A 23,971-nucleotide genomic window follows, 5' to 3' on the forward strand; every position below is an offset into this window, starting at 1 on the left:
AGACACTGTTGAACCGTTCGGCGGTATCGCGCCGTTTAACCGGGGGAAACATGAGCCTGGCCATAGAGACCCATCGACTGGCCCGTGACTTCGGCGATTTTCGTGCCGTGGACGGCCTCGACTTGCGGGTGGAAGGCGGAACCTTCTACGGGTTCCTGGGACCGAACGGCGCCGGTAAGTCGACGACCATCAAGATGCTCACCGGTTTGCTCGCCCCGAGCGCGGGCTCCGTGCGCGTGCTCGGCCGGGACATGAGTGACCACGTGCAGGCGCTCGACGCGCGGCGGCACATCGGGGTGATCGCCGAGAACCTGTCCCTGTTCGACAACCTGACCGCCCGCGAGTACCTGACGTTCGTCGGCCGGATGCACCTGATGCCCCGGGCCACGGTCCGCGCCCGGGCCGACGAACTGCTCGACCTGCTGGGGCTGGCCGACGAGGGGACGAAGCTCTCCCTTGAATACTCGCACGGGATGAAGAAGAAGCTCGCGCTGGCCGCGGCACTGCTGCCGAACCCGGACCTGCTGTTCCTGGACGAACCGTTCGAGGGGGTGGACGCGATCACCTCTCGGGTGATCCGCGACTTACTGGCCGGGTTCGTGGCCCGCGGCTCGACGGTGTTCCTGACCTCGCACGTTCTGGAGATCGTGGAGCGGCTCTGCACGCACGTGGGGATCATTGCGGGCGGTCGGCTGGTCGAGCAGGCGTCTTTGGAGTTGATCCGCCAGGGCGACACGCTGGAGAACCGGTTCATCCAACTGGCCGGTGCGGACGCGGTTGCGGCGCCGAAACTCGCCTGGCTGGAGGTTGCCCAGTGAACACCGAGCAGTTTCGCGCGTTCCTGTGGCTCCGCTGGCGGCTGCGGGTGAACCAGTTCCGGAAGGCCGGCCCGATCAACCTGGTCATCTTCTTCGTGTTCGCGGCGCTTGCGCTGTGCGCCGCGCTCGGTCTGTTCGTGGCCGGGTTTTTCGTCGGGTTTCAGACGCTGCCTTCTGCGTCCCCGGCGGTGCGGTTGGTCGTGTGGGCCGGGGCGGGGGCCGTTTTCCTGTTCTTCTGGGTGATCGGCCTTCTGAGTGACCTCCAGCGCGCCGAAGGGGTGGTGCTCGACCGGGTGCTCCACCTGCCGGTGTCCCCGGCCGGAGCCTTCCTGATCAACTACCTTAGCTCACTGTTCAGCGTAAACCTGGTCGTGTTCGTGCCCGGTATGGTCGGGCTGATCCTCGGTCAGGTGTGCGCCGGGTCACTGGCCGCGCTGCTGGCGTTGCCACTGCTCGCCGCGTTCGTCCTGGCGGTGACGGCGGTCACGTACCAGTTTCAGGGCTGGCTCGCGGCGCTGATGGTGAACCCGCGCCGGCGGCGGACGATCGTCATGGCCCTGACCGCCGGGTTTATCATGCTGGCTCAAGTGCCGAACATGCTGAACGTGACGCGCCCCTGGGCCGATCGAACTGGGGCCGCGGATCAGCGGAACCAGCCTCAGCCCAAGCCCGATCTGACGCCGGAAGAACGAGCGCAGTGGGAGGTTGAACAGAAACAGAAGCGTGACGAAAAGAGGCGCGAGTCGCGGGACCGCACGGCCGGCGTGGTTCGGACCGTTTGCACCGTGTTCCCGCCGGGTTGGCTGGCACTCGGGGCGGCGGATCTCGGTCACGGTGCCGTGGCGCCGGCCCTTCTTGGGACGGCCGGGTTAGGGCTGATTGGGGGCGTGAGCCTGCGACGCGCGTACCGGACAACGCTCCGGCTCTACACGGGAGCGTTCACCGGATCGCGGCGGACGGAGGTGGCCCGGCCGGCGCCCGCCGACCCAAACCGGCTGCGGCTGACGGAGTGGCGGTTCCCGTGGGTTTCCGAGCACGCATCGGCGGTCGCCACCGCGGCGTTCCGGGGGCTGCTGCGGGCGCCCGAGGTGAAGATGGCCATTCTGACGCCGCTGATCCTGTTGTGTGTATCGCTCGGCGGCGCGATGAGTTCTCGGGCGGTGGTGCCGAGCGAGTACCGCCCGCTGCTGGTCCTCGGGGGCGGGGTGCTGGTGCTGGTGCTGTGCGGGCTCCAACTCGTGGGAAACCAGTTCGGTTACGACCGCGCCGGGTTCCGGGCGTACGTGCTGTCCCCCGCTCCGCGGCGCGAGATCCTGTTGGGCAAGAACCTGGCCGTCGCTCCGATCGGGTTGGGGCTGAGCGGGGTGATGGTGGCGATCGTCGGGGCCGTCTACCCGATGCGGGCGGACCATTACCCGGCGGTCTTCGCCCAGTTGGTCGCCGCGTACCTTCTGTTCTGTCTCCTGGCGAACGCGCAATCCATCCTGGCCCCGTTTCCGATGGCGGCGGGGACGCTCCAGCCGACGCGGGTCAAGTTCGGGCCGGTTCTGCTCCAACTGGTGCTGATGTCGGTGCTCCCGCTGGTACTGCTGCCGGTGCTGGTGCCGCTCGCGGCCGAAGTGCTGTTGGCCGAACTGGCCGACGTGCGCGGGTACCCGGTGTCGCTGCTCCTGTCGCTCTTCGTTCTGGCCGTGACGGGGCTCGTCTACCGGGTTGTGTTGTCGTGGGAGGGGCACTGGCTCGCGACGCGGGAGCGGGCGATTCTGGCTGTGGTAACCGACACGGGCGCGTGAACCTCGCTCGGTTCGTCCTCGGCCAGAATGGCCCTTCCCGTCTTTTGTTGGTTCCGCTAGCTGTGCGGCTGTGAGCCTTGAACTGGTGCCGTCCCGCCGTCGTCTCGTTTCCGCACCTCCGCCATCGGTCACAATCTCCCATGTTCAGCCCCGGGCTGCGTGCCGCCCGGGCTGAACACGTCCTCAAGCACGGTGCTGCAACGGCTTGCTATTACACGTGTGCGTTTTTAGATTCGAGAAAATCGTTGATTTGTGCGATGTGATAGGGTATGTCACTTGATAATGGATGATAATCGCACGGCGGCTAAAGCTATGGCCGGTAACTGACGGCGGTGGGCCGTTCGACCGCTGTCGTTGACGGCCCCGCTGCATCTACCAGCAAGGTCACAACTCATTCGAGTCGAGCAGCGGCATGAAACGACACTGGTTTTTACTTGCTCTCGTATTCGGTTGTGCTCAGGGTGCCACCGCTGGCGAAGTCGAGGACCTGCTCACCCGCGTTCGGGCCGGGCAAGCGGAGTTACGCAATTGGGAGTTGGAAATCCCGGCGGTCCAAGCCGAACGCGAGTTTACTATCCGCGGGAAGACCGATAAGAGCACGTTCGCCACTTTTCACCATGAGCGCTCCACCCTTGTGGCATTAGGAACACGCCGATACTGCCTGACCCCGAACGAGGCATTCGTTGTCGAAAAGACGCCGGCCTCCGGCCAATACGCCCTCGTCTTCCAAAGCGCAAACAAGCCGGAGGAGCTTTTTCACACGACTGCCGGCAAAAGTCACCTGTTGTTCCGTCCGCTCACTGCTGCCGTTCAATCGAGCACCGTACTGGGCGTCCTCGACCGCGCGGGGTTCAAGGCGGAGTCGGTCACTCGCGGCGAGGCTGGCCTGGTAACGCTCCGCTACTCTCGTCCCCTCCCCGGTCAAGGGGAGGGTGGGGTTGATCGGGGGGCGCTGACGTTTTCGACAGACAACCACTACCTGCTCACCCGATTTGAGTACGAGTTGATTACGAAGGCGGGGGATACGTCGTCGCTCTACCGCGGTGTGGTGACTCGGAAGTTCACCTCCCGAAATGGGCGACCCGTTGTGACGGAAGTGAGTCAGGTGCTCTCCTCAACTCCCGCCGCCACGAGCGACAACACGACCAAGGTTCGGTACACGTACCCCGCACAAGGCGCCTCCCCGGACGAGTTTCGGCTGGAGCATTACTTGCCTCCGCCGCCGGTTCTCGACGTTTACAAAGACCGCCCCCCGTTCAACTGGCGCTTGTGGGGCGGAATCGGCGTGTCCTGCATCGCTCTTTCCGTCCTTCTGACGTGGTGGGTTCGTCGCAAACGGTCGCAAGCGTAAGGGGGGGGGCCATGCGCAAACGCTCCGCATTCACGCTGATTGAGATCCTGGTGGTGATCGCCATCATCGCCGTCCTCATCGGCCTCCTGCTCCCGGCGGTGCAGAAGGTGCGCGGCGCGGCGGCCCGGACACAATGTGCTAACAACCTCAAGCAGATCGCTATTGCCTGCCACAACTACGAATCGGCCCGTGGCGCGTTGCCCCCCGGTGACATCCCGCCCCCCGACCCGTTGTACTTCCTGAACGCGCACGTCGCGCTGCTCCCCTACCTCGAGCAGGACGCGGTGTACCGGCAAGCGCAAGCCGACTGTGCGAGCATGCCCATCACCCACCTCGCCCCGCCGCACGTCGGGCTGCGGACGCTGGTGAAAGCCTATCAATGCCCGGCGGACGATCGGCAGGGGTGGCTGCACCGCACACCAAACGGTGTTGTCGTGGCCCTCACCGGCTACCTCGGCGTTTCCGGTGTCGGCGACGAGAAAAGCCCGTCGGGGGTGATTTACAGCGGGTCGAGTACGCGCATCACCGACGTGACCGACGGCACGACCAACACGCTGCTCTTCGGCGAGCGCCCGCCAACGCCGGACTACTTGTGCGGTTGGTGGTACATGGGTTACGCACACACCGCGAGTGAGGCCTTCCTCCCCGTGCAGGCGTTGCGTGGCGAACCTGAAGTGAGCTCACTCGGAGCGGCGTACCGGTCCTGCGGTCCCGGCCCGTATTCGTTCACGGATGGCGACCTGACGAGCGTTTGCCACGCCTACCACTTCTGGAGCCGACACTCGGGCGGGGCACACTTTGCGTTCTGCGACGGGTCCGTGAAGTTCGTCCGGTACGAGGCCGACGCGATCCTGTCGGCTCTCGCCACGCGGTCCGGGGGAGAGACCGTCTCTGCTCCGGATTGACTACCGTTCGGTGTGTGGCAGTGATGGAGTGGCTCTTGCATTGAGCTGGTTCGGCGGTGGTGCCGCGTACCCCGCTCCCTGGCGGTCTCGTCAGAACGCGGTACCATCACCGGGCACTACTTCTTCTCGCCGCTCTTCGGTTCCGCGTCGGGCGGCAGGGCGGCTTTCAGCAGCGTGCCGTTCTTGCCGTTGTACACGCGAACGGTGCCGTCCTCGCACCCGCTCACGACCACCTCGCCATCGGGGCTCGCGCTGACCGCGTACACGAAGTCGCTGGCCCCCGGGAACGATCGCACGTTGCCGCCGTTGTCCGCGTTCCACATGCGGACGCTCGCGTCCCCGCTGCCGGTCACGAACTGGGACGTTTTGCCCACGAACGCGAGGGCCGTTACCTGCTTCTGGTGCCCCTGCATGTCGCGGATCTTCTCGCCCTTCTCGTAATCCCACACCTTCACGAAGTTGTCGGCCCCGCACGATGCGAGCTTTTTCCCGTCGGGGGTCCAGCCAACGCCCATGACGTGGTGCGTGTGGCCCTCGAACGATTTCACGAACTTGGCCGGCTGCCCCACTTCGGCGGGTAACTCGAACACCTTGACGAACTTGTCGGCGCCGCCGGTGGCGAGCAGCTTGCCGTCCGGGCTGAACGTGACCCCGAACACCGTGTCGCTGTGGCCCGCTTTGATTTCCGCGAACAGCTTCGCGGTGCCGGCGTCGAACACCTTGATCTCGCCGTCCTCGGTCGGCGCCCCGCCGCCGGTGGCGAACCGCTTGCCGTCGGCCGAGTAGGCGATCGTGCACACGCGGTCCACGAACCCGCCGACGCGCTGCCGGGGTTCGCCCTTCGCGACGTCCCAGAGCGTCAGCTCCTGGAAGCTGCCGGTGGCGAGCGTCTTGCCGTCGGGGCTGAACGCCATCGACTCCACGAGGGAGATGTGCGCCGCCTTCGCGGGCTTCCTGTCCGGGGTCTTGAGCTGCGGGTCGAAGAGGGACGTGGCGTAGGCCCACTCGGTCTTATCCTTGTCGCCCTTCTTCGCGGCCGGAACCGTCTTCAACTCGAAGAGGTGAACTTGGTTCCCGCGGCTGGCGGCGATGCTCTTGCCGTCCGGCGCCACCGCGACCGCCCGCACCGGTTTCACCAGCACCGGCGGCAAGTTCACGAGCGGCCGCTCCTTGACGCGCACGCTGGTCGGGGCCTTCGCGCCCTGGTCGATCCACAGTTTGATGAGCGAAAGCTCCTGTGAGTTGAGCGGCTCGTCGGTTTTGGGCGGCATCATCGGCTGTTCGAGGCGGGCGCACGCGCGGAAGAAGAAGCTCTCGTCCGCCTTGCCCGGGACGATGATCTTCGCCCCGCGCTTGCCGCCCTTCATCACCTTCTCGTAGGTGCTCATGTCGTACTTGCCGCGCAGGGTGCCGCCGGCGTGGCACGTCATGCACTTGTTCTCAAAGATCGGCTCGATGTCCTTGGCGTACTCGACCGGCTCCTTGCGCTTCAGGTCGACGGTCGGGATCGGCGGGTACAGGTCGTCTTTCTTGTCCTGCGCGTCGCTCCGGGCGACGAGCAGCACGAACACGAGCGCAGCGAGCCGGCGCATTGAGAGGGTTCCTTTGCGGTTGAATTGGTCGGAAGAACCCCGCTCCAATTCTTTCTCGGAGGGGGGTGAGCTTTATTACTTCGCCAGGTTGAAGCTGACTTTGTTCTCGTAGGTAACGGGGTGTTTCCCGCCATAGAGGGCCGTGACCACGACGGTGCCGGCCAGTGCGCCGGGCTTGGCGTCGGGAGCGGTCTTGAGCAGCAGCTTCACCTCGTCCTTGCCCGCGGCAATCACAACGTCTGTCGCGGTCACCCCGGTCGCGTCCTTTGCGGGCACGAACGACACCTTGTACTCGCCCGCGAAGTCGTGGAGCCGCTCCACCTTGATCGGCAGATCGGTACTCGTGCCGAGTTTGAGCGTGTTGTTCGGCAGCGGCCCGGTGGTGAACCGCCCGAGAGCCGACGGCACCACGAGGACCGTGATCGGCGTGCCGAACGCCTCCGCGGGAACGTTCGGCTTTTGTTTCGCCGTTGGATCTTTTGCAAACGCCACCGGGGCCGTGCCGCGGAAGACGATCGTATACGTGCCCGGCACGCTGCCGGTCTTGGCGTCGATGTTCACCAGCACGTCCGGCTTGTCTTTTGTCGGCTGGGTCGCGAACTGGACCGCCACCGGCTGACCTTGCTGGTTCTGCGCCAGCGGCTCGGCCGTCAGTGTGACGTTCGGCTTCTCGGGGACCGTCCAGCTCACCTTCACCGGCACGGTCGCCTTGTCTCCCTGCCGCAGCACGACGACGGGGCCGTTGACCTTCTCTTCCTTGTCTTTTCCGCTTGCGGGCTTGACGACCGCATTGGGGATGTCCGCTTTGATGCTGAAAGGCGCCTTCTCGGCACGTATCGCGACGACCAGCGACTGGTCGAGTTTGGCGAGTACGGGCACGTTTTGGTCCGGCTGGTTCGTGCCCCACACGACCGAGGCTGGGCGCGCGACCCGTTCGAGCTTTTTGCCGGCGGCGTCGGTACCCGTGAGTTTGACCGTGACTGCGGCGTTCGCCGGAGCGGCGCCGGGCGCGACATCGAGCACCAGCACGCCCCAGCGCGCCGCCGGGCCAATGGTGAGCGGCTGAGCGGTTACCCCCGCGGGGAGGCCTTCAACCGTGACCCCGATCGCGCCGCTGTAGCCGTCGGTGCGGTGGGCGAACACGTGGTACGCCTGCGTCCCGCCCTGCCATGCCGAGGAGCCGGTCTGGTAGAAGCGGCTGTACGGCATCACCACCGCGCGGAAGTCCGGGAGCGGTTGCCCGATGCGCAGCCGGTAGGCCGCCGTCGGGCCGTTCAAGTAGCTCGACTCGCGGCAGCCGATCGCGATCAGGTATCTGCCGTCCTCGGGCGCGGTGAACTGGTACGGGGCCGGGTCCGTGGTGCGGGTGTAGAACCCGGATGGGTGGAGCGTGTCGTTGTCGTCGTCCTGATCGCCGCTGAGGTCGCGCTTCGGGTCTTTGCCGTCGCGGACCGAGAAGAAGAAGTCGCCGCTCGCCCCGATCCGCTCCGCGGCGAGGTCGATGGTCACCTTCTCGCCCTTCTTCGCGACGAACGCGACCCAGTCGCGCTCGCCCCTCCTGGCGAGGAACCCGGCGACCTCACCCGGCGTCGGGACGACTTCCGCAGCGTCCGGCCCGCCGGCAGACTTTGTCTTTACGGTCAGCTTGTCGCGGGCGAAGTAAATCGTGACCGGGTTCGACGTGCCGTTCGGCCCTTTCAGACTGTACCCGAAGCCGTCCTGAAGGGCGCAGGTCGGTTCGACGTGCGCGCGGCTCGCGAGCTGGGTGACCGCGGCGGGGACGCCCGGCGGGGTGACCGACACGGTGAGCTTTTCGAGCGCGCGGCCGTCCGCGGTGTATTCCGTCGGTTGGCCGCCGGGCAGGTTGCGGCCGTACAGCGTCACCGGAGTCGGCTTGCCGGGTTCGACCACGGGCGGGAACACCGCGTCGATCCACGGGGCGGCGCTCACGGTGAGGCGGTAAACGTAGTCCGGGCCGCCGGCAGTGTATGTGAACTGGAACAGCCGGATCAGGTATTCGCCGTCGGCGGGGAGCACCACGTCGGTGAGGGCGTCCGACTCGCGGTAGTTGCGGCTGGTGGCAAGTTTGCGGCCGGTGGCCTCGTAGACCTCGATCATTGGCGTGGCCTTGCTGTCGACGCTGGTCGCGAGGCACGAGACCAGAACCCGCTGCCCCTTCTTTCCGGCGAACGTGGTGTAATCGACGTCCGTCGGGTTCGCGATGACTCCGTTGACGGTGGTGCCGATTTCGATCTTTTGCGCGTCCGGAACGTCGTTGTTCGGTTCCTTCTCGTTCACCTCGGGTAAATCGCCGACGACGAACGAGCGCGGGTTGCTCGCCCCCCACTTGCCCACGACCCGCAAGTCGTACACGCCGGGCGGCACGTCGGCCGCGGCCGTCACTTTGAACGTGTGCGGGCCGGCGGGGTTGGTCTTCGGCGGCGGGGTGGTCTTTTTCGGGTCTTTGGGGTCCGGTGTTGGTTCCGTGGGCGGCTTGATCCACTCGCCCTTCAGTCCCGGGTGCGCGAACAGCAGCTTTTCGGGCTCTTCCAGGTCGGTTCCGGTGACGGTGACTTCGACCGACGCGCCGGCCCTTATGCCGGCGGGGAACACGTGCTGCACGCGGGCCGACGGGAGCCCGGGTGGGGGCTGCTGGGCCGAGAGGTTCCCGGCCATCACAGATAGGACCGCGAGGCCGAACGTGAACCGGCGCATGATGGGGGCCTCCGAAGGAGCCTGACGCGGTGGGCTGGTCGAGCGAGGGTGCGCCGGCCCGTAGGGCGGGTTCGTGCGCGGTTGGGTGGGATTACAGGGTATCGTAAACCGGCACCCGAGGGCGGTCAAGCGGCGGACCGCCGGCGCGCGTTTTCGCTTCCCGCGTTCGCGTGACATTTGGCCGTCGGCTATGATCGCGGCATGAGCGAGGAAGACGCCCTGCTGAAAGCCGTTATCGCGGACGCGGGGGACGACACCCCGCGGCTCGTGTACGCCGACTGGCTCGACGAGCACGACGCGCCGATTCAGGCGGAGTTCATCCGCACACAGTGCCGGCTCGCGAGTTGTTCTATCGCTGATCCGGAATACCCCGAGTTGCTCGAACGGGCCGCGGAGGTCGAGTTGCGGTTCGGGTTGGCGCTGCGGCTCACCGCGCCACAACTGCCGTCGGGGTTCAAGCACGAGCGCGAGTTCCGGCGGGGGTTTCCGCACTTCGCCGTCGCCGATTGGGAGGTAGATCCAGTTCCCCATCATGAAGGTCGTGTTCCGCCGGGCAACGAGCAGGTTGACCGCGTGTGTGCCGCGTTGCCCGATCTGGTTGCGAACACGACCGTTCGCCACCTCGCGCTACAACGGATGACTCCAGACGTGCTGGCACGCGTGCTCGCAGAACCGGCGGCGCGGGTGCTCACCGGTCTGACCGTCAGCCCGGTCGAGCCCGACGCCGAGGGCGGGGACGCGCTCATTCGCGTGATCGGCCGCTCGCCGGTGGTCGCGAACCTCGAACACCTGGACCTGGCCACCCCCAGCACGGTGGCCGGCTTGGCCGCACTGAACGCGAACCCCGACCGGTTCCGCACGCTCGACCTACCGGCGCTGTCCGGGCGCCGGGAAGATATTCCGGCGCTGGCGCGAGCCGCGTGGTTCCGCGGACTGCGGGACGTATTCATGAGGCGCGTGGAGCGCCCGCTACAAGGGCCGCTGCTTGTGGCGCTGGCGGGGGCGCCGCGGCTCGAATCGCTGACCGTTTGGCACCTCCAGCCGACGGCGCTCAAGGCGCTCGGGAGTGCCACCGGGTTTCCCGAACTCGCGCGGCTCACGTTCGAGTTCTGTGATGACACCGGCCGTATCGCGGCCCGGCTCGCCGGGGGCCGGTTTCCGCGGCTCGCGGATCTCACGATTTCCGGCCTGGACGACGACACGTTCGCCCCGCTGCTCGGCGCGCGGTGGTTCCCGCAACTGCACACGTTCGATTCGTCCGGCGGAAGCCTGACCGATGCGAGCGCCGCGGCTCTGTCAAAGAGCCCCGCCGCGCCCCGCTTGCGCGTGCTCAAGGTGTGGGGTAACTGGTTCACGAAGGCGGGGCTCGCCGCGCTCGGCAACGGGGCGCGGTTCCCGGCCCTCGCCGCGCTCACGCTCGACCTGTCCGTCGGCGACACGCGCGTGCGGCCGGACGCGCTGGCCCGGTTCGCGGCCGGGCTCAGCTTGTCGCGCCTTCGGTACCTGGACCTCGGCGGGTGGCCGCTCGGCGACGCCGGCGCGAAGGCCCTTGCGGCCAACCCGCACCTCGCGAACGTGACCCGCCTGCGCCTCGCGGGGTGCGGAATCGGTGACCGCGGGCTCACCGCGCTGGCCCGGTCGCGGCACCTGCAGGGCCTGCTCGAACTGAGCGTGTACAACAATACGCTGAAAAAGGCGGCGGCCCTGCTCGTTCCGGACCGGCTCCCCCGGCTCGCCGCGCTCAACCTGGACGTCAACCCGATCAGGCCCGCGGACCGCGCCGCGCTCCACCGCGCGCGCGGGTGGCTGGTGTAGCACCGAACGGAACGACCCATGAGCGATCAGGCCGCGCTGCTGGACGCGATCCGCGAGCAGCCCGACGAGGACACCCCGCGGCTCGCCTACGCCGACTGGCTCGACGAGCACGCGCCCGACGGCAAGCCGTCCCCGGCCCGCGGCCCGTCGGCGCGGGCCGATTACATCCGGGTGCAGTGCCGGCTCGCCGAGCGGCCCTACGACGACCCGGAGTACCCCGCCCTCCTCGAACTCGAAGAGGAGCTGGCCCGGTGGCTCGACGCGCACGCCGACCACACGCACCCCGAACTGCCGGCCGATCTGGAGTGGGGCCGGAGCTTCTCCTACGGCGGCGACGGCGCGTACCGCCGCGGGTTCCCGGACGAGGTCGAGTACACCGACTACGACGAGGAGCCCGAGGAGAACATCGACCGCATCACGACCGCCCTGGGGCAGGCGTTTCGGAGCGCCACCATCAGCACGCTGCGGCTCGAAGACGCCTACGGGGAAGAGGTCGCGGGCGTGGTCAACGGCCCGCTCGCGGCCCGGCTCCGCGGGCTGTCGCTGGACTACTTCGCGGACGAGGACGAGGCCGCGGCGGTGCGCGGGATCGTCGGCTCGCCGCACCTCACCAACTTGCGCCGACTGGACCTTGAGTTCGAACTCACACCGGACGAGTCGCGTGTGCTGGCGAAGGCCCCCAACCTGGGCGCGCTGGAGGCCCTGCTGCTCGGTGAGACCACTTACGCCGGCCTGAAAGCGCTGGGCGCGGCCGGGTGGTTTCGCAACTTGCGGTCGCTGTGCCTGTGGATGAACAGCCGCGACACGTTCCGCGCCCTCGGCGAGCTGCCGCCGATGCCGAACCTGGTTCACCTCGCGCTCGTGGGCGATGTCGAGCCCACGGCCGCCGCGAGCCGCCGGTTCGTCGCGTCCGACTCGTTCCCGCGGCTCGCCCGGCTGGAGCTGAACCAGCTCCGGTTGCCGCTGGACGCACTGGCACGCGCCCCGTGGCCGCTGCGGCACCTGTCGCTGGAGGGCGTGGAGCTGCGCAAGGACGGGGTCGCGGCGCTGGTCAAGGCGGGCTTCGCCGGTTCGCTCCGCGTGCTGGAGCTGAGCGGCTGCCGGGTCACGGTCGGGAGCGTCCAGGCGCTCGCCGCGGCGCCCGTGCTCGCCGGGCTGAAGCACCTGAACCTGAGCGGCAACCCGGTGGGGCCGGGCGGGCTGACCGCGCTCGCTCGCGGCCCCCACCTGCGCGGGCTGCGGCTGCTCAACCTGAACCGGTGCAACGCCCCGAAGAGCCCGCTCAACGCGAGCACCGTGCAGACGTTTCTGGCGGCGCTCGACATGCCGGAGCTGCGGCACCTGATGCTCGACGAACTGCCGGTCGGGGTGCCCGGGGCGCGGACCCTCGCGGCCGGCGGCTTCTCGCGCCTCACGAAGCTCGACCTCAACGGGTGCGGGCTGCGCGAGGCGGGGACGCGCGTGCTGTGTGAGTCCGAGGGCCTGCCGGACGTGACACTCCTCGACCTGGGGAACAACAACGGCGGCAAGGGGCCGGTCAAGCTGGCCAGTTCGAAAACGTTCCCGCGGCTCGGGTACTGCGACCTGCGCGGCAGCCGGGTCGCGAAAGAGGCCCTCGCCAAGCTCCGGAAGCGGCCCGGGCTGTGGGTGTGATCGCGCCAGCCGCCGCCGCGCCGCGCGGTAAAATTTTCTGAACGCCGGCGGTTCACGATATCCCCCTCCCGGCGCAAACGCTAAACTGCCTCCACAACCACACGCGTCTCCCGGTCCGGACGAGCACTCGCCCGGATCGCGCGTGGTACGGGGGTCGGCGCCCCCGCTCAGGATACTTGTTCCCGAGAACCGGCCCCGCGCGCCGCTCCACTGCCGCATGACGGACACCGACGCCGACGCCCTGCTCCGCGCGATCGTCTCCAACCCGGACGACGACACCGCCCGCCTCGTGTACGCCGACTGGCTCCAGGAGAACGGCCGCGCGGAGCAGGGCGAGTTCATCCGCACCCAGTGCCGGCTCGCGGCGGCCACGCCCGAGGACCCGGAGTACCCGGAGCTGCTGGAGCGCGACGAGGAGCTCCGGCTGTGGCTCACCGCCCACGCGCCCGAGTCGCGGCCGGACTTCGGCGGCGGGCTGGCCGCGGGCGGCGACGAGTCGCACTGGTGGGTGTCGCACCGCGGGTTCTCGCGGTTCCTCTCGTTCGACGGCGACCGGCACCCCGGGGTGCGGGCCGTGCGCCCGCTCGCCGCCGCCCTCGCGCGGGCCTTCGAGCGGGTCCCGACCCGGTGGCTGGTGCTCACGTTCGTCAGCCCCGAGCAGTTGCTCGCGCTGCTCAAGTACCCGGTGCTCGAGGGGCTGCGGCGGCTCACGATCCAGTTCCGCCCGGGGGCGGTGGAGGAGACGAACGACGCGGTGCGGGCGCTGGCCGCGTGCCCGCACCTGCGGAACCTGCGCGGGCTGTTCCTGGCGTCCCGGTTCGAGGACGCGGTGTGCGAGGCGCTGGCGGCCGCCCCGTGGGGCGGGCTGGAGACGTTCTCGGGGCCGTGCAACGACCTGTCGCCCGTCGGGTTCCGCGTGCTGGCCGCGGCACCGTGGTTCCGCCAGTTGCGCGTGCTGTCGGTCGGCGGGCAGTTCCCGGCCGACGTGTTCGAGGAGCTGTGCGGGCTCCCGCCGCTGCCGCGGCTGCACACCTTGACGCTCGCCGGCAGCACCGCCCCCCCGGCCGCGTGGGACGCGTTCGCGCGGTCCCGCACGTTCCCGGCGCTCGCCGACCTGAAGTGCGAGTACAACATGATGACCGAGGGGCGGTTCGAGGCGCTCGCCGGCGCGACCGGGTTCGCCCTGCGGGCCTTGAGCGTCACCGCGTGCGGGCTGAGCCCGGGGGCGGCCGCGGCCCTCGCGGCCGCCCCGTGGGCGTCGGCCCTCCGCGTCCTCAAGCTCACCTGGACCGCGCTGCCGCCGGGCGACCTCAAGGCCCTCGCCGTGTGCCGGCGGCTCACCGCCCTCCAGCAACTCGACCTGTCGCACAACAGCCGGTTCGGCCCGGCCGCGCTGGCGGGGCTCGCGGCCAACCCCGCCCTGGCCGGGTTGCGGTCGCTGCGGCTCGCCGGCTACCGCGGCCCCGGCGCGCTGAACACGACCCACTTCGATCGGTTCCTCGCCAAGTTGAACTGGCCCGACCTGCGGCACCTGGACCTGTCCGGGCAGCCCGTCGGGCCGACGGCCGTGCGGCGGCTCGCCGACCCGAAGTTCGCGCCGCTCCGCCGGCTCGGGCTGCGCGAGTGCCGGCTCACCGACGCGGCCGTGGCCCGGCTGCTCGCGGCGCCCGCGCTCCAGGACCTGATCGAACTGGACCTCGACGACAACCGGCTGAAGACCGGCCCCGCGGCGCTCGGCGACCGGGCCACGCTCCCGAACCTCGCGTCCTGCTCGCTGAGCAGCAACAAGCTCCCGCCCGCGCTCGTGCGCAAGCTCCGGAAGCGGCCCGGCGTGATCGGGCTGTGACCGCACCAACCACCTTGGAGGCCCGCATGCCGACCGCTCGCGCCGCGGCGCTCGTTCTGCTTTTCACGGCCCTCACGTCCAATCTCGGCGCCGCCCCGGTGCCGTCGGAAGCCGGCGTTCCGCCGCCGGCCCCGCTCGACCCGCGCGGGCTGCCCGGGCCGTTACTGATCGTCGGCGGCGGGAAGCTCCCCGCGGACGCGCGGCGGGCGTTCGTGGACGTTGCCGGCAAGGACCGGGCGAAGATCGTCGTGATTCCGACCGCCAGCGCCGACGCCGACGATCCGAAAAAGGCCGACTCGTTTCTGAAGCTGTGGGAGCAGCTGAAACCCGCATCGGTCGTGGCGCTGCACACCCGGGACGCGCAGAAGGCCAACGACCCCGCGTTCGTCAAGCCGCTCGCCGAGGCGACCGCGGTCTGGTTCAGCGGTGGCGATCAGAGCAAACTGACGGCGGCGTACCGGGGCACGCTGGTCGAGAAGGAGTTGCACCGGCTGCACGCGCGCGGCGGGATCATCGGCGGCACCTCCGCCGGCGCCGCGGTCATGACCGACCTCATGATCGCCGGCGGTACCGACACCGCGAAACTCGGCGACGGGTTCGGGTTCCTCCCCGGGTTCGTGGTCGATCAGCACTTCGTGGCCCGGAAGCGCGAGAAGCGGCTCGAAGGGGTGATCGCGTCACACCCGACGCGCGTCGGGTTGGGCCTCGACGAAGGCACGGCGGTCCTCGTCCGCGGGCGCGTGGCGCGGGTCATCGGCGATTCGACGGTCACGGTCTGTATCGCGAAGGGCGCGGGCCGGGCCGCCGCGAGCGACGAGTACAAGGCCGGCTCGCTGCTCGACCTCGTTCAACTCCAACGCGCGGCCCTCAACCGCGCCGCAAAGGAGCCGTTCCCGCCCGCGAAGCCGCCGACCCCGGACGTGAAGACGGGCGCGCTGGTGATCGTCGGCGGGGGCGGGGCGGGCGCGAACATCTGGAAAAAGTTCATCGACCTGGCCGGCGGCCCAGACTCGACGCTCGTGGTCGTCACCACCGCGATGGAAGACCCGCTCGCGCCCGAATCGGTCGAAGAGGGGGCACTCAAGAGGAACGGGGCGAAGCACGTGGTCGCGCTGCACACCCGCGACCGCAAAGAGGCCGACGACCCGAAGTTTTCGGACGTGCTCACGAAGGCGAAAGGGGTGTGGTTCAGCGGCGGCCGCCAGTGGCGGTTCGTGGACGCCTACGAGGGCACGCTCACCGAGAAGCGGTTCCGTGAGGTGCTCGCGCGGGGCGGCGTCATCGGTGGCAGTTCGGCGGGCGCGAGCATCCAGAGCGAGTTCATGCCGCGCGGGCACCCGCTGGGCAACACGGTGATGGCCGCCGAGGGCTACGAGCGCGGGTTCGGGTTCCTGCCCGGGTGCGCGGTCGATCAGCACTTCTTCGCGCGCAAGCGGACCGCCGACATGACCGGGCTGATGAAGCGGTACCCGCAGTACCTGGGCATCGGGATCGACGAGGGCACCGCGCTGGTCGTCCGCGGGAGCGTGGCCGAGGTGATCGGCCGGACGAAGGTGGCGTTCTACGACACGAAGAAGGCTACCGACGGTGACAAGGACTATGAAGAGGTGACCGTGGGTGAAAAGTACGATCTGAAGGAGCGAAAGAAGATCAAGTGAAGGCGGGCGGGGGGCGTGAGCCCCGAGTCTTTTGAGCAGACAGATTTTGACAGGATCGACAGGATAAACAGGATTTCAAATCAATCTGTCTTCGATCCTGTTTATCCTGTCGATCCTGTCAAAATCTGTCTTTGTGAAGCTGTAACACGCACGCGGCAACAAGGCCCCACGATCAGTAGGCAGGTTTTGACAGGATAAACAGGATTTCAAATCAATCTGTCTTCGATCCTGTTTATCCTGTTAATCCTGTCAAATTTGTCTTTAGCGCGCCGGGTGCCGCACGGGGCGAACAAGGCCCTACGATCATTCGCCGCCAATTTCGTGCGAGCTTACGGCTTCGGCGCGGGTGGGGTGGGTGCCGCCGGTAGCGTCGGCACGCCGCCGGCCTGGTTGATGATGTTGCTCACCCCTTCACGAAATTCGGCCGCGCTGGGAGGCCCCTTCAGGTACACCTGTGGCTGGGCCGCGTCCTTCAGTTCCTTGAAGCACTTCGGGATTTCTCGCTCCAGCCGCTGGGTGAACATCTCCTTACGGAGGGCCTCTTTCATTTTTTCGTCCAGCTTCACATTCGCTTCGGGCGGCACCGGGGCAACGTACTTGATGCACATGAACCCGGAGGGCACCTTGAAGATGGCGCTGAGCTCGCCCGGTTGAAGCTTGTGCAGTTCCTTGTGAACGGCATCGTTTTCCGTTTCCGAGTGCTTGCCGATCGGCCGCACCTGACCGCCGGCCGCTGCCAGCGTCGGGTCTGCCTGCATCCGGGCGATGCGGTCGAAGTCGTTGTCGCTCTTACGGGCCTCGTCCCATTGTTTCTGAGCGGTGCGGAAGTCGTTCTCGTTCCAGGTGATGATCTTCGCCGCGCGGCGCTCGCCGAAGCGGTTCTCGAACGTCTTCTGAATGTCCTCGTCGGACACCTGGACGCGGCTCTGGCACATCTTGGTCAGCAGGAGCCGCGGACGGATCACGTCCTCGGTCCATTCGTACAGCGACTTGCCGTACTTCGGCAGGATGTGCTTGACGAAGTCGTCCTTGGAGATGCCGAGTCCACGCACGTCCTCTTCGAGGGCGGCCTTCATCTCGACCGTCGTGAGGGTGATTTTGCGGCGCTCGGCCTCCAGTTCGATGATCCGCTTGTTGACGAGCAGTTCGAGCTTCTCGTGTCCGCCGCGGGCAATCAGGAAATCGCCCAACTCGCCGCGCGTGATCGGAATGTTGCCGTGGATGTACGCGACCACCCGACGGTCCGGCTCCGCCTGCGGGAGAGGGGCGACGCTTTTCGGCAGCGGCTGAGCCCCCGGGCCGGACGGCAGCGTCGGCGTGCCGGGCAGCCCGGCGGGTTGGGGTTGGGGCTGGGCCACGGCGCGGTCACTGGTGACCCCGAACGCGTACCCCGTGGCGGCAACGCCGGCGAACGCCAGCCCCCGCACCAACCGGCGACCACTGAGAAGCGCCATACCGTGTTCCCTCCGCGTTTTGGCGTGATTGCGGTCGGCCTTATAACGCCGCACCCGCCGGCCGCAAGAGAACTTGAGCGAAAATGTAAAAACGGCGCTACTCGCGCTTCAATTTGTCTTTGGCGCCAGCCGCCGCGAAAACCGCTGCGGTGCGCTCGAACGCTTTATCTTTCGCGCGCTCGCCGGCCAGGGTCAGGCGCACAGTCGGGGCGAGCAGTCCGAGGGCGTCCGGGACATCGAGCACCCGCATCACGTTCAGGAAATGTGGGCCGTCGCGGTGCGTAACGGGCGGGTCGATCAGCACGACTTCCTGAACGGTGCCCGGAGCAAGTATGGCGGCGTAGACCGCAATGACCCCGGCGGGGCCGCGGCCCGCCACGCGCACCTGAAGCGGCTTGTCGGCGTCGGTCACTGACTTCTTCCAGTGAGACAGCACGGCCATCACGTCGAGGACGCGGCCCGTGTCCGCGGTGCGCCCCAGCAGCGCGAACGATCGCTCCACGGTGTTCGGCGGGTTCTTGCGGGTCCAGGCCGACCCGAACCCGCCGCGCGGGGCAACGGCGACGCGCAACGCACTATTCACGAACCGGTTGCCCCATCCGCTCTCAACTTGGTCCGGCTCCTCTTCGGGGTTCAGCACGAGGAGGGTAAGTACCTTGTCGCCGTCCGTTTTGGCGCTGAGCGTGAAGCCGTAGAACGGCGCGTAGTCCTCTGCGACGGAGATCTCCGACTTCCAAGCCCGCGTGGTACGGATCTCCGGCACCCGCTCCGGCAGCGCGCGGAACACCCGCTCGCGAAGCTGCTTCAGCAACCCGGCTTTCCAGTCCGTGAAGTTCTTCTCCGTCGGGAGTTCGACTTTCGCGACCGGAACGAACACCTCGTCGGCGGTCGCGTTGATCGCGTCTTTCGGGAGGTCCTTGTCTTCCGGGAAGACGCGCAAGTCCTTTCCGTCGATCTTCGGGAAATCGGCGTCCGTGACGGGCGTGTTGTCACCCTTGAGGTGCTTGTGGAAGAAGCTGAAGGTGGCGATCCGCAGGTCCGGCCGGTAGTCGTGGCCGCCCTTCGAGACGTGTTCGTCCACCTTCTCCTGGGCATCGAACAGGGAGTAGCACTTCCGCAACCGCTTGATGATGCGCTTGTTGCCGCTCATCGGGAAGATCGCGTCGCCGTCGCTGTTGGCGAAAAGTAGCGGCTTGGGGGCGAAAAGTGAGAGCGCGGTCGTCCATTCCCACTGGTAAAGGTTGTGGAAGAACATGCAGTCGCAGTGCCCGTTGATGACTTCGTCACCGACGTAACACTCCAGATCGCTGACGCCCGAAACCGGGACCGCCACCTTTACGCGGTCGTCGGCCGCGGCAACCCAGTTGGTGGTCGCGCCGCCGCCGGAGATGCCCGTCACGCCGATCTTCTCGGCGTCGACGTAGGGGAGCGAGCAAAGATAGTCGATCCCGCGGACGCCGTTCCAGCACTCGACGCCGGCGGGCGTGTAGCCCCGCGAGTGCCACCAGAACCGGTTCAGGTTGTAGGTGCCGTGGTGCTTGCCCGCGATCTCGCCGAGCTGGAGCGTGTCCACGACAAGGCACACGTACCCGTTGGACGCGAACCACAGCCCGTGGTCCTGGAACGCGGTCTTGTTGCCGTCGCGCCCCCGGCCGGAGTGCCCGCACACGTACAGGATTGCCGGGAGTTTTGTGCCCCGTGCCACGTCTTTCGGGCGGTACAGGTTCGCGATAACGTACAGCCCCGGGCGGCTCTGGTAGTGCAACTTCTCGACGGTCACGGTGCCGCGGTCGAGCGTTCCGGTCACGGTCGCCTTCAGTGGGGTCTTCTCCGGCAGTGGGTCGAGTCCCAGCATGTCGAGGAACTCGCGCTTCAGGCGCGGCCGGGCCTTCTCCCATTCGGCTCGCGTGGTCGCGCCGGAGAGGCCGATGACGGAGATCCGTTTCGCTTCCCCCGCGAGATACTTGCGAACCGCTTCGTCGCCCGAAGGGGCCTCGGCGCCGAAGGCGTGGGGCACACATGCGGCCCCCGAAACGGCCGAGAACGCGCCCAGTGCGGACGCCCGGAACAGGTCGCGGCGGTTCATCGGGTCGGCTCTACTTTTTGGAGGTGAGGCGCTTCAACACGAGCACCTTGTCTTCGCGCTCGTCGTGGAGCACGAGTGTGGTCTTGTTCAGCAGACAAATGCGGCCCGAGTCGCCGCTCCGTTTGTTACGGTCCGGGCCGCCGAGCGTGAGAACGTCTTTCTCAACGCTGTACGTGTCCTCGGCGGTGGTGTCCTTGCCGTCGGCTCGCACCGTCATTTTCACCTTGCCGGCTCTGGTGAATTCGAGCCGGGTGCCGACGGGTACATCCTTGGCGTCGCTGAAGGCGAGTTCCCACGCACCAACGACGAGTTCTTTGTGGTCGTCGGCCGCCCGGGCGGTGCCGGGCGAACCGATCAGCCCGGCCGTGACGAGAGCCAGAACCGCTGCGCGCATCGGAACTCCTGTCGGGGACAGCGGGTTCACGTTCTCACTCGCGGAGCGGCGTGTCAATAACTTAATCTCACGCGCGACGCCCGCTTCATGGCGGGCCGCGGCGCCGCTGGTCTGCCGGGGCCGCCTCACGTTCCACGTTCCAAATCCGAACGGGCTACGTTACGAGAGTACCGGTTCCGAGTTTCAGGTTCCCAACCAGCGGCGAGCGGGCCGCAGCCGTTGACCGGCGCCGCGAACCTGAGTCGGGAGCGGACCAAGGGGTAACCAATGCTGTGGGCGGTTCGGTGGGTGGCGTGGGCGTTCCTGCGAGCGCTGCTGTCGCTCCGCTACAAGCTAACGCTGGTCGGTACCGAGGACGTGCTCAAGCGCCCCGGGCCGTACCTCTTCATGCCGAACCACCCGGCGTACGCGGACCCGCCGAACCTGCTCGTGCGCCTGTGGCCGCGGTTCAAGGTCCGGCCGCTCCTGCTCGAGTCCAACTTTAAAGGCCCCCTGTTCGCGCCGATCGCGTGGTTGCTCCGCGGGATCAAGATGCCGGACATCGTGAAGGCGTCGGTCGAGGACCGGCGGCGGGCCGAGGAGGCGGTGGGCGAGGTGATCGCGACGCTCCGCGGCGGCGGTAACGTGATCCTGTGGCCGAGCGGGCGGCTCTCGCGCGACGGCACCGAGCGGCTCGGCGGCGCCCGCACCGCCGCCGACGTGCTCGCGGCCGTACCGAACGCGACCGTGGTGCTGGTCCGCACCCGCGGGCTGTGGGGCAGCATGTTCAGTTGGGCCGACGGGAAGCCGTCGCTCACGCGCGGCGTCACGCGCGGCGTCGGGCTGTGGGTCGCGAACCTGTTCGTTCTGGCCCCCCGGCGCCGGGTCACGCTCACGCTCGAAGCGTTCACCCCCGACCAGCGCCCGGAGCCGAAGCGGGAGCTGGTCAACAAGTGGCTCGAAGCGTGGTTCAACGCGGACGCCCCGCGCGAGGAGCCGACGTTCGTGCCGCGGCACTTCCTGTTCGGCGAGCGGACCCACACCTTCCCTCCGCCGATCGTCGAGACGCCCGATTTCGACCTCTCGAAGGTGAAGCCCGAAACCAAGGCCGCGGTCGCTCAGTTGCTGGAAGAGAAGTTGAAGCGCCCCCTCTCTCCGGAGGAGAGCGCGGGCGACGCGACCCTGAACCAGCTCGGGGTGGACAGCCTCGACGCGATGGACGTGTCGCTCCAGGTGGAGCAGCGGTTCGGGTTCAGCTCCGACACCGTCCCCACGACCGTCGGCGGGCTGTGGGCGCTGGCCGAGGGGTTACAGCAGAGCGCGCCGCCCAAGCCCCCGCCCGCGGGCTGGTTCGCCCCGCCGGCGGACGGCGCGAAGCTCGAAATTCTGGGCGAAACGCTCCCCGCGGCGTTCCTGAACCAGGCCGTACGACGCAAGGAACAGGTGATCGCGGCCGACGACCTCGCGGGCGGCGTCACCTACGAGAAGATGATCGTCGGCGCCTGGGCGATGGCGTCGAAGTTCCGCGACCTCGACGCGCCGAACGTGGGCCTCATGTTGCCCGCGGCGGTGGCGTGCGACCTCGCGTTCCTGGGGCTGCACCTCGCCGGCAAGCTGCCGGTGATGCTGAACTGGACCACCGGCCCGGGCAACCTCGCGCACGCGGCGAAGCTGATGGGCCTCACGCACGTGATCACCTCGAAGGCGTTCATCGACCGGACGCGGGTGGAAGTGCCTGGGACGCAATACCTCTTTCTTGAAGAGGTGCGCGCTTCGCTCGGAAAGTTCGGGCTGCTCCGCCGGTTGATTGCGGTGCGGTACTTCGGCCGGTGGGCCGTGTCGGCGCTGCTCGGCCGCATCCCGAGCGACCCGAACCGGCCCGCGGTGATCCTGTTCACCAGCGGCAGCGAGAAGGCTCCGAAGGCGGTGCCGCTCACGCACGCCAACATCATCAGCGACCAGAGGGGCTGCCTCGACGCGCTCAACGTGGACCGCAACAACTCGGTGCTCGGCTTCCTGCCGATGTTCCACAGCTTCGGGCTGACGATCACCGGCCTGCTGCCGCTGTTCGTGGGCGTGCGCGTGGTTCACCACCCGGACCCCACGGACGCCGGCGCGCTGGCCCGCAAGATCGCGGCGTACAAACCGACCCTCGCGGCCGGCACGCCGACGTTCGTGAGCTACATTCTGGACCGCGCGAAGCCCGGCGAACTGGACTCGCTCCGGCTCGTGGTGGTGGGCGCGGAGAAGGCGCCCGACACACTGTTCGAGAAGGCCAAGCAGGTCGCGCCGCACGCGGAAATCATCGAGGGCTACGGGATCACCGAGTGCGCGCCCGTGGTGTCGGTGGTGCGCCCGGGGAGTCACCGGCACGGCACCATCGGGCCGCCGCTCCCGAACGTGGAGGTGTGCGTCACCGACCTCGAAACGAAGGCCGTGCTGCCGCAGGGCCAGATGGGGATGCTCCACGTCGCCGGTCCCAACGTGTTCGGCGGGTACATCGGTCACGACGGCCCGCCGCCGTTCGAGGAGATCAACGGGAATCGCTGGTACGTCACGGGCGACCTCGCGGCGATCGACGAGCGCGGCGAGATCGTGTTCCACGGCCGTTTGAAGCGGTTCCTGAAGGCGGGCGGCGAGATGATTTCGCTCCCGGCGCTGGAGGAGCCCTTCGCGCAGAAGTACCCGCCGACGGACCAGGGGCCGCGGGTCGCGGTGGAGGGGATCGAAACGCCCGGCGGGCGCCGCGTCGTGCTGTTCACCACCGAACCCATTTCCCTGCGCGACGCGAACGCGCTGTTACAGGGCGAGGGGCACCGCGGGGTGATGCGGCTCGACGACGTGAAACAGCTCGATGCGCTCCCGGTGCTGGGCACCGGGAAGACCGACTACAAGGTGCTTCGCGCGATGCTCACGGACGGGCAGTGAGACCGTGGCGCCGCACGGCGGGCGCGAACGATTTTTCTTGGCGCCTGCCGTGGCTCCGGTACCATCTCAACTGGTTTCGGAGCTTGACACCACGGACGGGTACACATGAACAGCCGGTATGTGTTGGTGGCCACGGCGGGCGCGATCCTGGGAGCGGTCGTTGTTTCCGGTGCGTCCCCCTCCTCACACGCGAAGCCCGCGGACGAAACGAAGGCGGACGCCGGCCAGAAGAGCGCGGTGTTCAACATGGCCTCGGTCATGCGGGACTTCAACCAGGCGAAATATCAGGTGTGGGTGCTGAACCAGAAAAGGAGCGAGCGGCATCAGCCGCTCCAGGCCCTGCGCGAGGAGCACGCCAAACTCGAGACCAAGCTCAGGGAGAAACTGAACCAACCGAAGGACAGCGAGCTGACCAAGCAGGTGCAGGACTTGGCCCGCCAAATCGAGGACAAGAACCGCGAGCTTGATAAACAAACAAATGATGACGCTAGCATAATTATTACTGATCTGTACGACATGATTAAGGCCGCTGTCGACACGACCGCCAAGAAGAACGGGTTCCAGATCGTGTTCGCGTATCCCGACGCCTCGACGGCTGAGGAGCTGAAGAGCCCGTACATCAAGGAGCTGAAACTGAAGCCCCCGGCGGCCCAGCCGTTCTACGTCGCCCCGGAAGCGGACATCACCGCCCGCGTGATCGAGGTGCTCAACGAGAAGCACCCGCCGATCGACCCGAACACCGGACAGCCGATCGACGTGTCCACCATCCCCTCCTTGCCGGCCCAACCGGGAGCCCCTCCCCGGCCCATGATGCCGTAATCGGCTAAGCCGCGCAAGTCGTCGCAGGTTGCGCATTCCATTAAGCTTGTGGGTCGATGGCCTCGCGCCGCTAGCCGGCGCGGGGCCGCGCCATTTCCGCGCCTCGACCAACGCACGCGAGTTCGTTCCGTTACACTCGCGTCGGCTTTCGGCCCTCCCCATTCT

At 67.8% G+C, this 23,971-nt stretch carries 15 protein-coding genes; 10 read left to right on the forward strand and 5 right to left on the reverse strand.

Annotated elements, in window-relative coordinates:
* Positions 1-50 precede the first annotated feature (50 nt).
* The 4 genes from GobsT_RS00595 to GobsT_RS00610 all read left to right on the forward strand — a co-directional run bounded on the left by GobsT_RS00595 (position 51) and on the right by GobsT_RS00610 (position 4,867).
* A complete protein-coding gene (locus tag GobsT_RS00595) occupies positions 51-818 on the forward strand; it encodes an ABC transporter ATP-binding protein (protein WP_010040856.1) in 768 nt (255 codons plus the stop codon).
* Positions 815-2,611, forward strand: coding sequence for a hypothetical protein (locus GobsT_RS00600; protein ID WP_010040853.1), 1,797 nt, complete (start codon positions 815-817; stop codon positions 2,609-2,611). Before GobsT_RS00595 ends, GobsT_RS00600 begins: the two co-directional genes overlap by 4 nt.
* 412 nt (positions 2,612-3,023) lie before the next feature.
* On the forward strand, positions 3,024-3,962 hold the full coding sequence (locus tag GobsT_RS00605) for a hypothetical protein (protein WP_010040850.1): 939 nt from the start codon (positions 3,024-3,026) through the stop codon (positions 3,960-3,962).
* Positions 3,963-3,973: 11 nt separating this feature from the next.
* Complete coding sequence (locus tag GobsT_RS00610) at positions 3,974-4,867, forward strand: DUF1559 domain-containing protein (protein ID WP_010040848.1); 894 nt, start codon at positions 3,974-3,976, stop codon at positions 4,865-4,867.
* 116 nt (positions 4,868-4,983) lie between these two features.
* Here the strand turns inward: GobsT_RS00610 and GobsT_RS00615 are convergent, their stop codons facing one another.
* Together GobsT_RS00615 and GobsT_RS00620 are read right to left on the reverse strand one after the other, a co-directional pair.
* Positions 4,984-6,459, reverse strand: coding sequence for a WD40 domain-containing protein (locus GobsT_RS00615; RefSeq protein WP_010040846.1), 1,476 nt, complete (start codon positions 6,457-6,459; stop codon positions 4,984-4,986).
* A gap of 75 nt (positions 6,460-6,534) precedes the next feature.
* On the reverse strand, positions 6,535-9,174 hold the full coding sequence (locus GobsT_RS00620; RefSeq protein WP_010040843.1) for a peptidase: 2,640 nt from the start codon (positions 9,172-9,174) through the stop codon (positions 6,535-6,537).
* 201 nt (positions 9,175-9,375) lie between these two features.
* Between GobsT_RS00620 and GobsT_RS00625 the strand changes: the two genes are divergently transcribed.
* The 4 genes from GobsT_RS00625 to GobsT_RS00640 all read left to right on the forward strand — a co-directional run bounded on the left by GobsT_RS00625 (position 9,376) and on the right by GobsT_RS00640 (position 16,146).
* Positions 9,376-10,989 (forward strand): TIGR02996 domain-containing protein, encoded by a 1,614-nt coding sequence (locus tag GobsT_RS00625; RefSeq protein WP_010040840.1) that lies wholly within the window; start codon positions 9,376-9,378, stop codon positions 10,987-10,989.
* Positions 10,990-11,007: 18 nt separating this feature from the next.
* A complete protein-coding gene (locus GobsT_RS00630; protein WP_010040838.1) occupies positions 11,008-12,642 on the forward strand; it encodes a TIGR02996 domain-containing protein in 1,635 nt (544 codons plus the stop codon).
* Between the two features lie 217 nt (positions 12,643-12,859).
* Positions 12,860-14,488 (forward strand): TIGR02996 domain-containing protein, encoded by a 1,629-nt coding sequence (locus tag GobsT_RS00635; RefSeq protein ID WP_148087557.1) that lies wholly within the window; start codon positions 12,860-12,862, stop codon positions 14,486-14,488.
* 26 nt (positions 14,489-14,514) lie between these two features.
* A complete protein-coding gene (locus GobsT_RS00640; protein ID WP_010040828.1) occupies positions 14,515-16,146 on the forward strand; it encodes a cyanophycinase in 1,632 nt (543 codons plus the stop codon).
* Positions 16,147-16,475: 329 nt separating this feature from the next.
* Here GobsT_RS00640 and GobsT_RS00645 read toward each other — a convergent pair whose 3' ends face one another.
* The 3 genes from GobsT_RS00645 to GobsT_RS00655 all read right to left on the reverse strand — a co-directional run bounded on the left by GobsT_RS00645 (position 16,476) and on the right by GobsT_RS00655 (position 20,080).
* Complete coding sequence (locus GobsT_RS00645; protein WP_010047860.1) at positions 16,476-17,600, reverse strand: peptidylprolyl isomerase; 1,125 nt, start codon at positions 17,598-17,600, stop codon at positions 16,476-16,478.
* Between the two features lie 97 nt (positions 17,601-17,697).
* Complete coding sequence (locus tag GobsT_RS00650) at positions 17,698-19,686, reverse strand: alpha/beta hydrolase family protein (RefSeq protein ID WP_010047858.1); 1,989 nt, start codon at positions 19,684-19,686, stop codon at positions 17,698-17,700.
* A 10-nt stretch (positions 19,687-19,696) separates the two neighbouring features.
* Positions 19,697-20,080, reverse strand: coding sequence for a hypothetical protein (locus GobsT_RS00655; protein WP_010047857.1), 384 nt, complete (start codon positions 20,078-20,080; stop codon positions 19,697-19,699).
* Positions 20,081-20,347: 267 nt separating this feature from the next.
* On the opposite strand from GobsT_RS00655, the gene GobsT_RS00660 reads away from it, so the two are divergent.
* The gene (locus tag GobsT_RS00660) at positions 20,348-22,987 is read left to right on the forward strand and encodes an AMP-binding protein (protein WP_010047855.1); all 2,640 of its coding nucleotides are present in this window, start codon (positions 20,348-20,350) and stop codon (positions 22,985-22,987) included.
* A 105-nt stretch (positions 22,988-23,092) separates the two neighbouring features.
* Positions 23,093-23,806 (forward strand): OmpH/Skp family outer membrane protein, encoded by a 714-nt coding sequence (locus GobsT_RS00665; protein ID WP_010047853.1) that lies wholly within the window; start codon positions 23,093-23,095, stop codon positions 23,804-23,806.
* Positions 23,807-23,971 lie beyond the last annotated feature (165 nt).

This window comes from Gemmata obscuriglobus (assembly GCF_008065095.1).
Classification (GTDB): Bacteria; Planctomycetota; Planctomycetia; order Gemmatales; family Gemmataceae; genus Gemmata; species Gemmata obscuriglobus.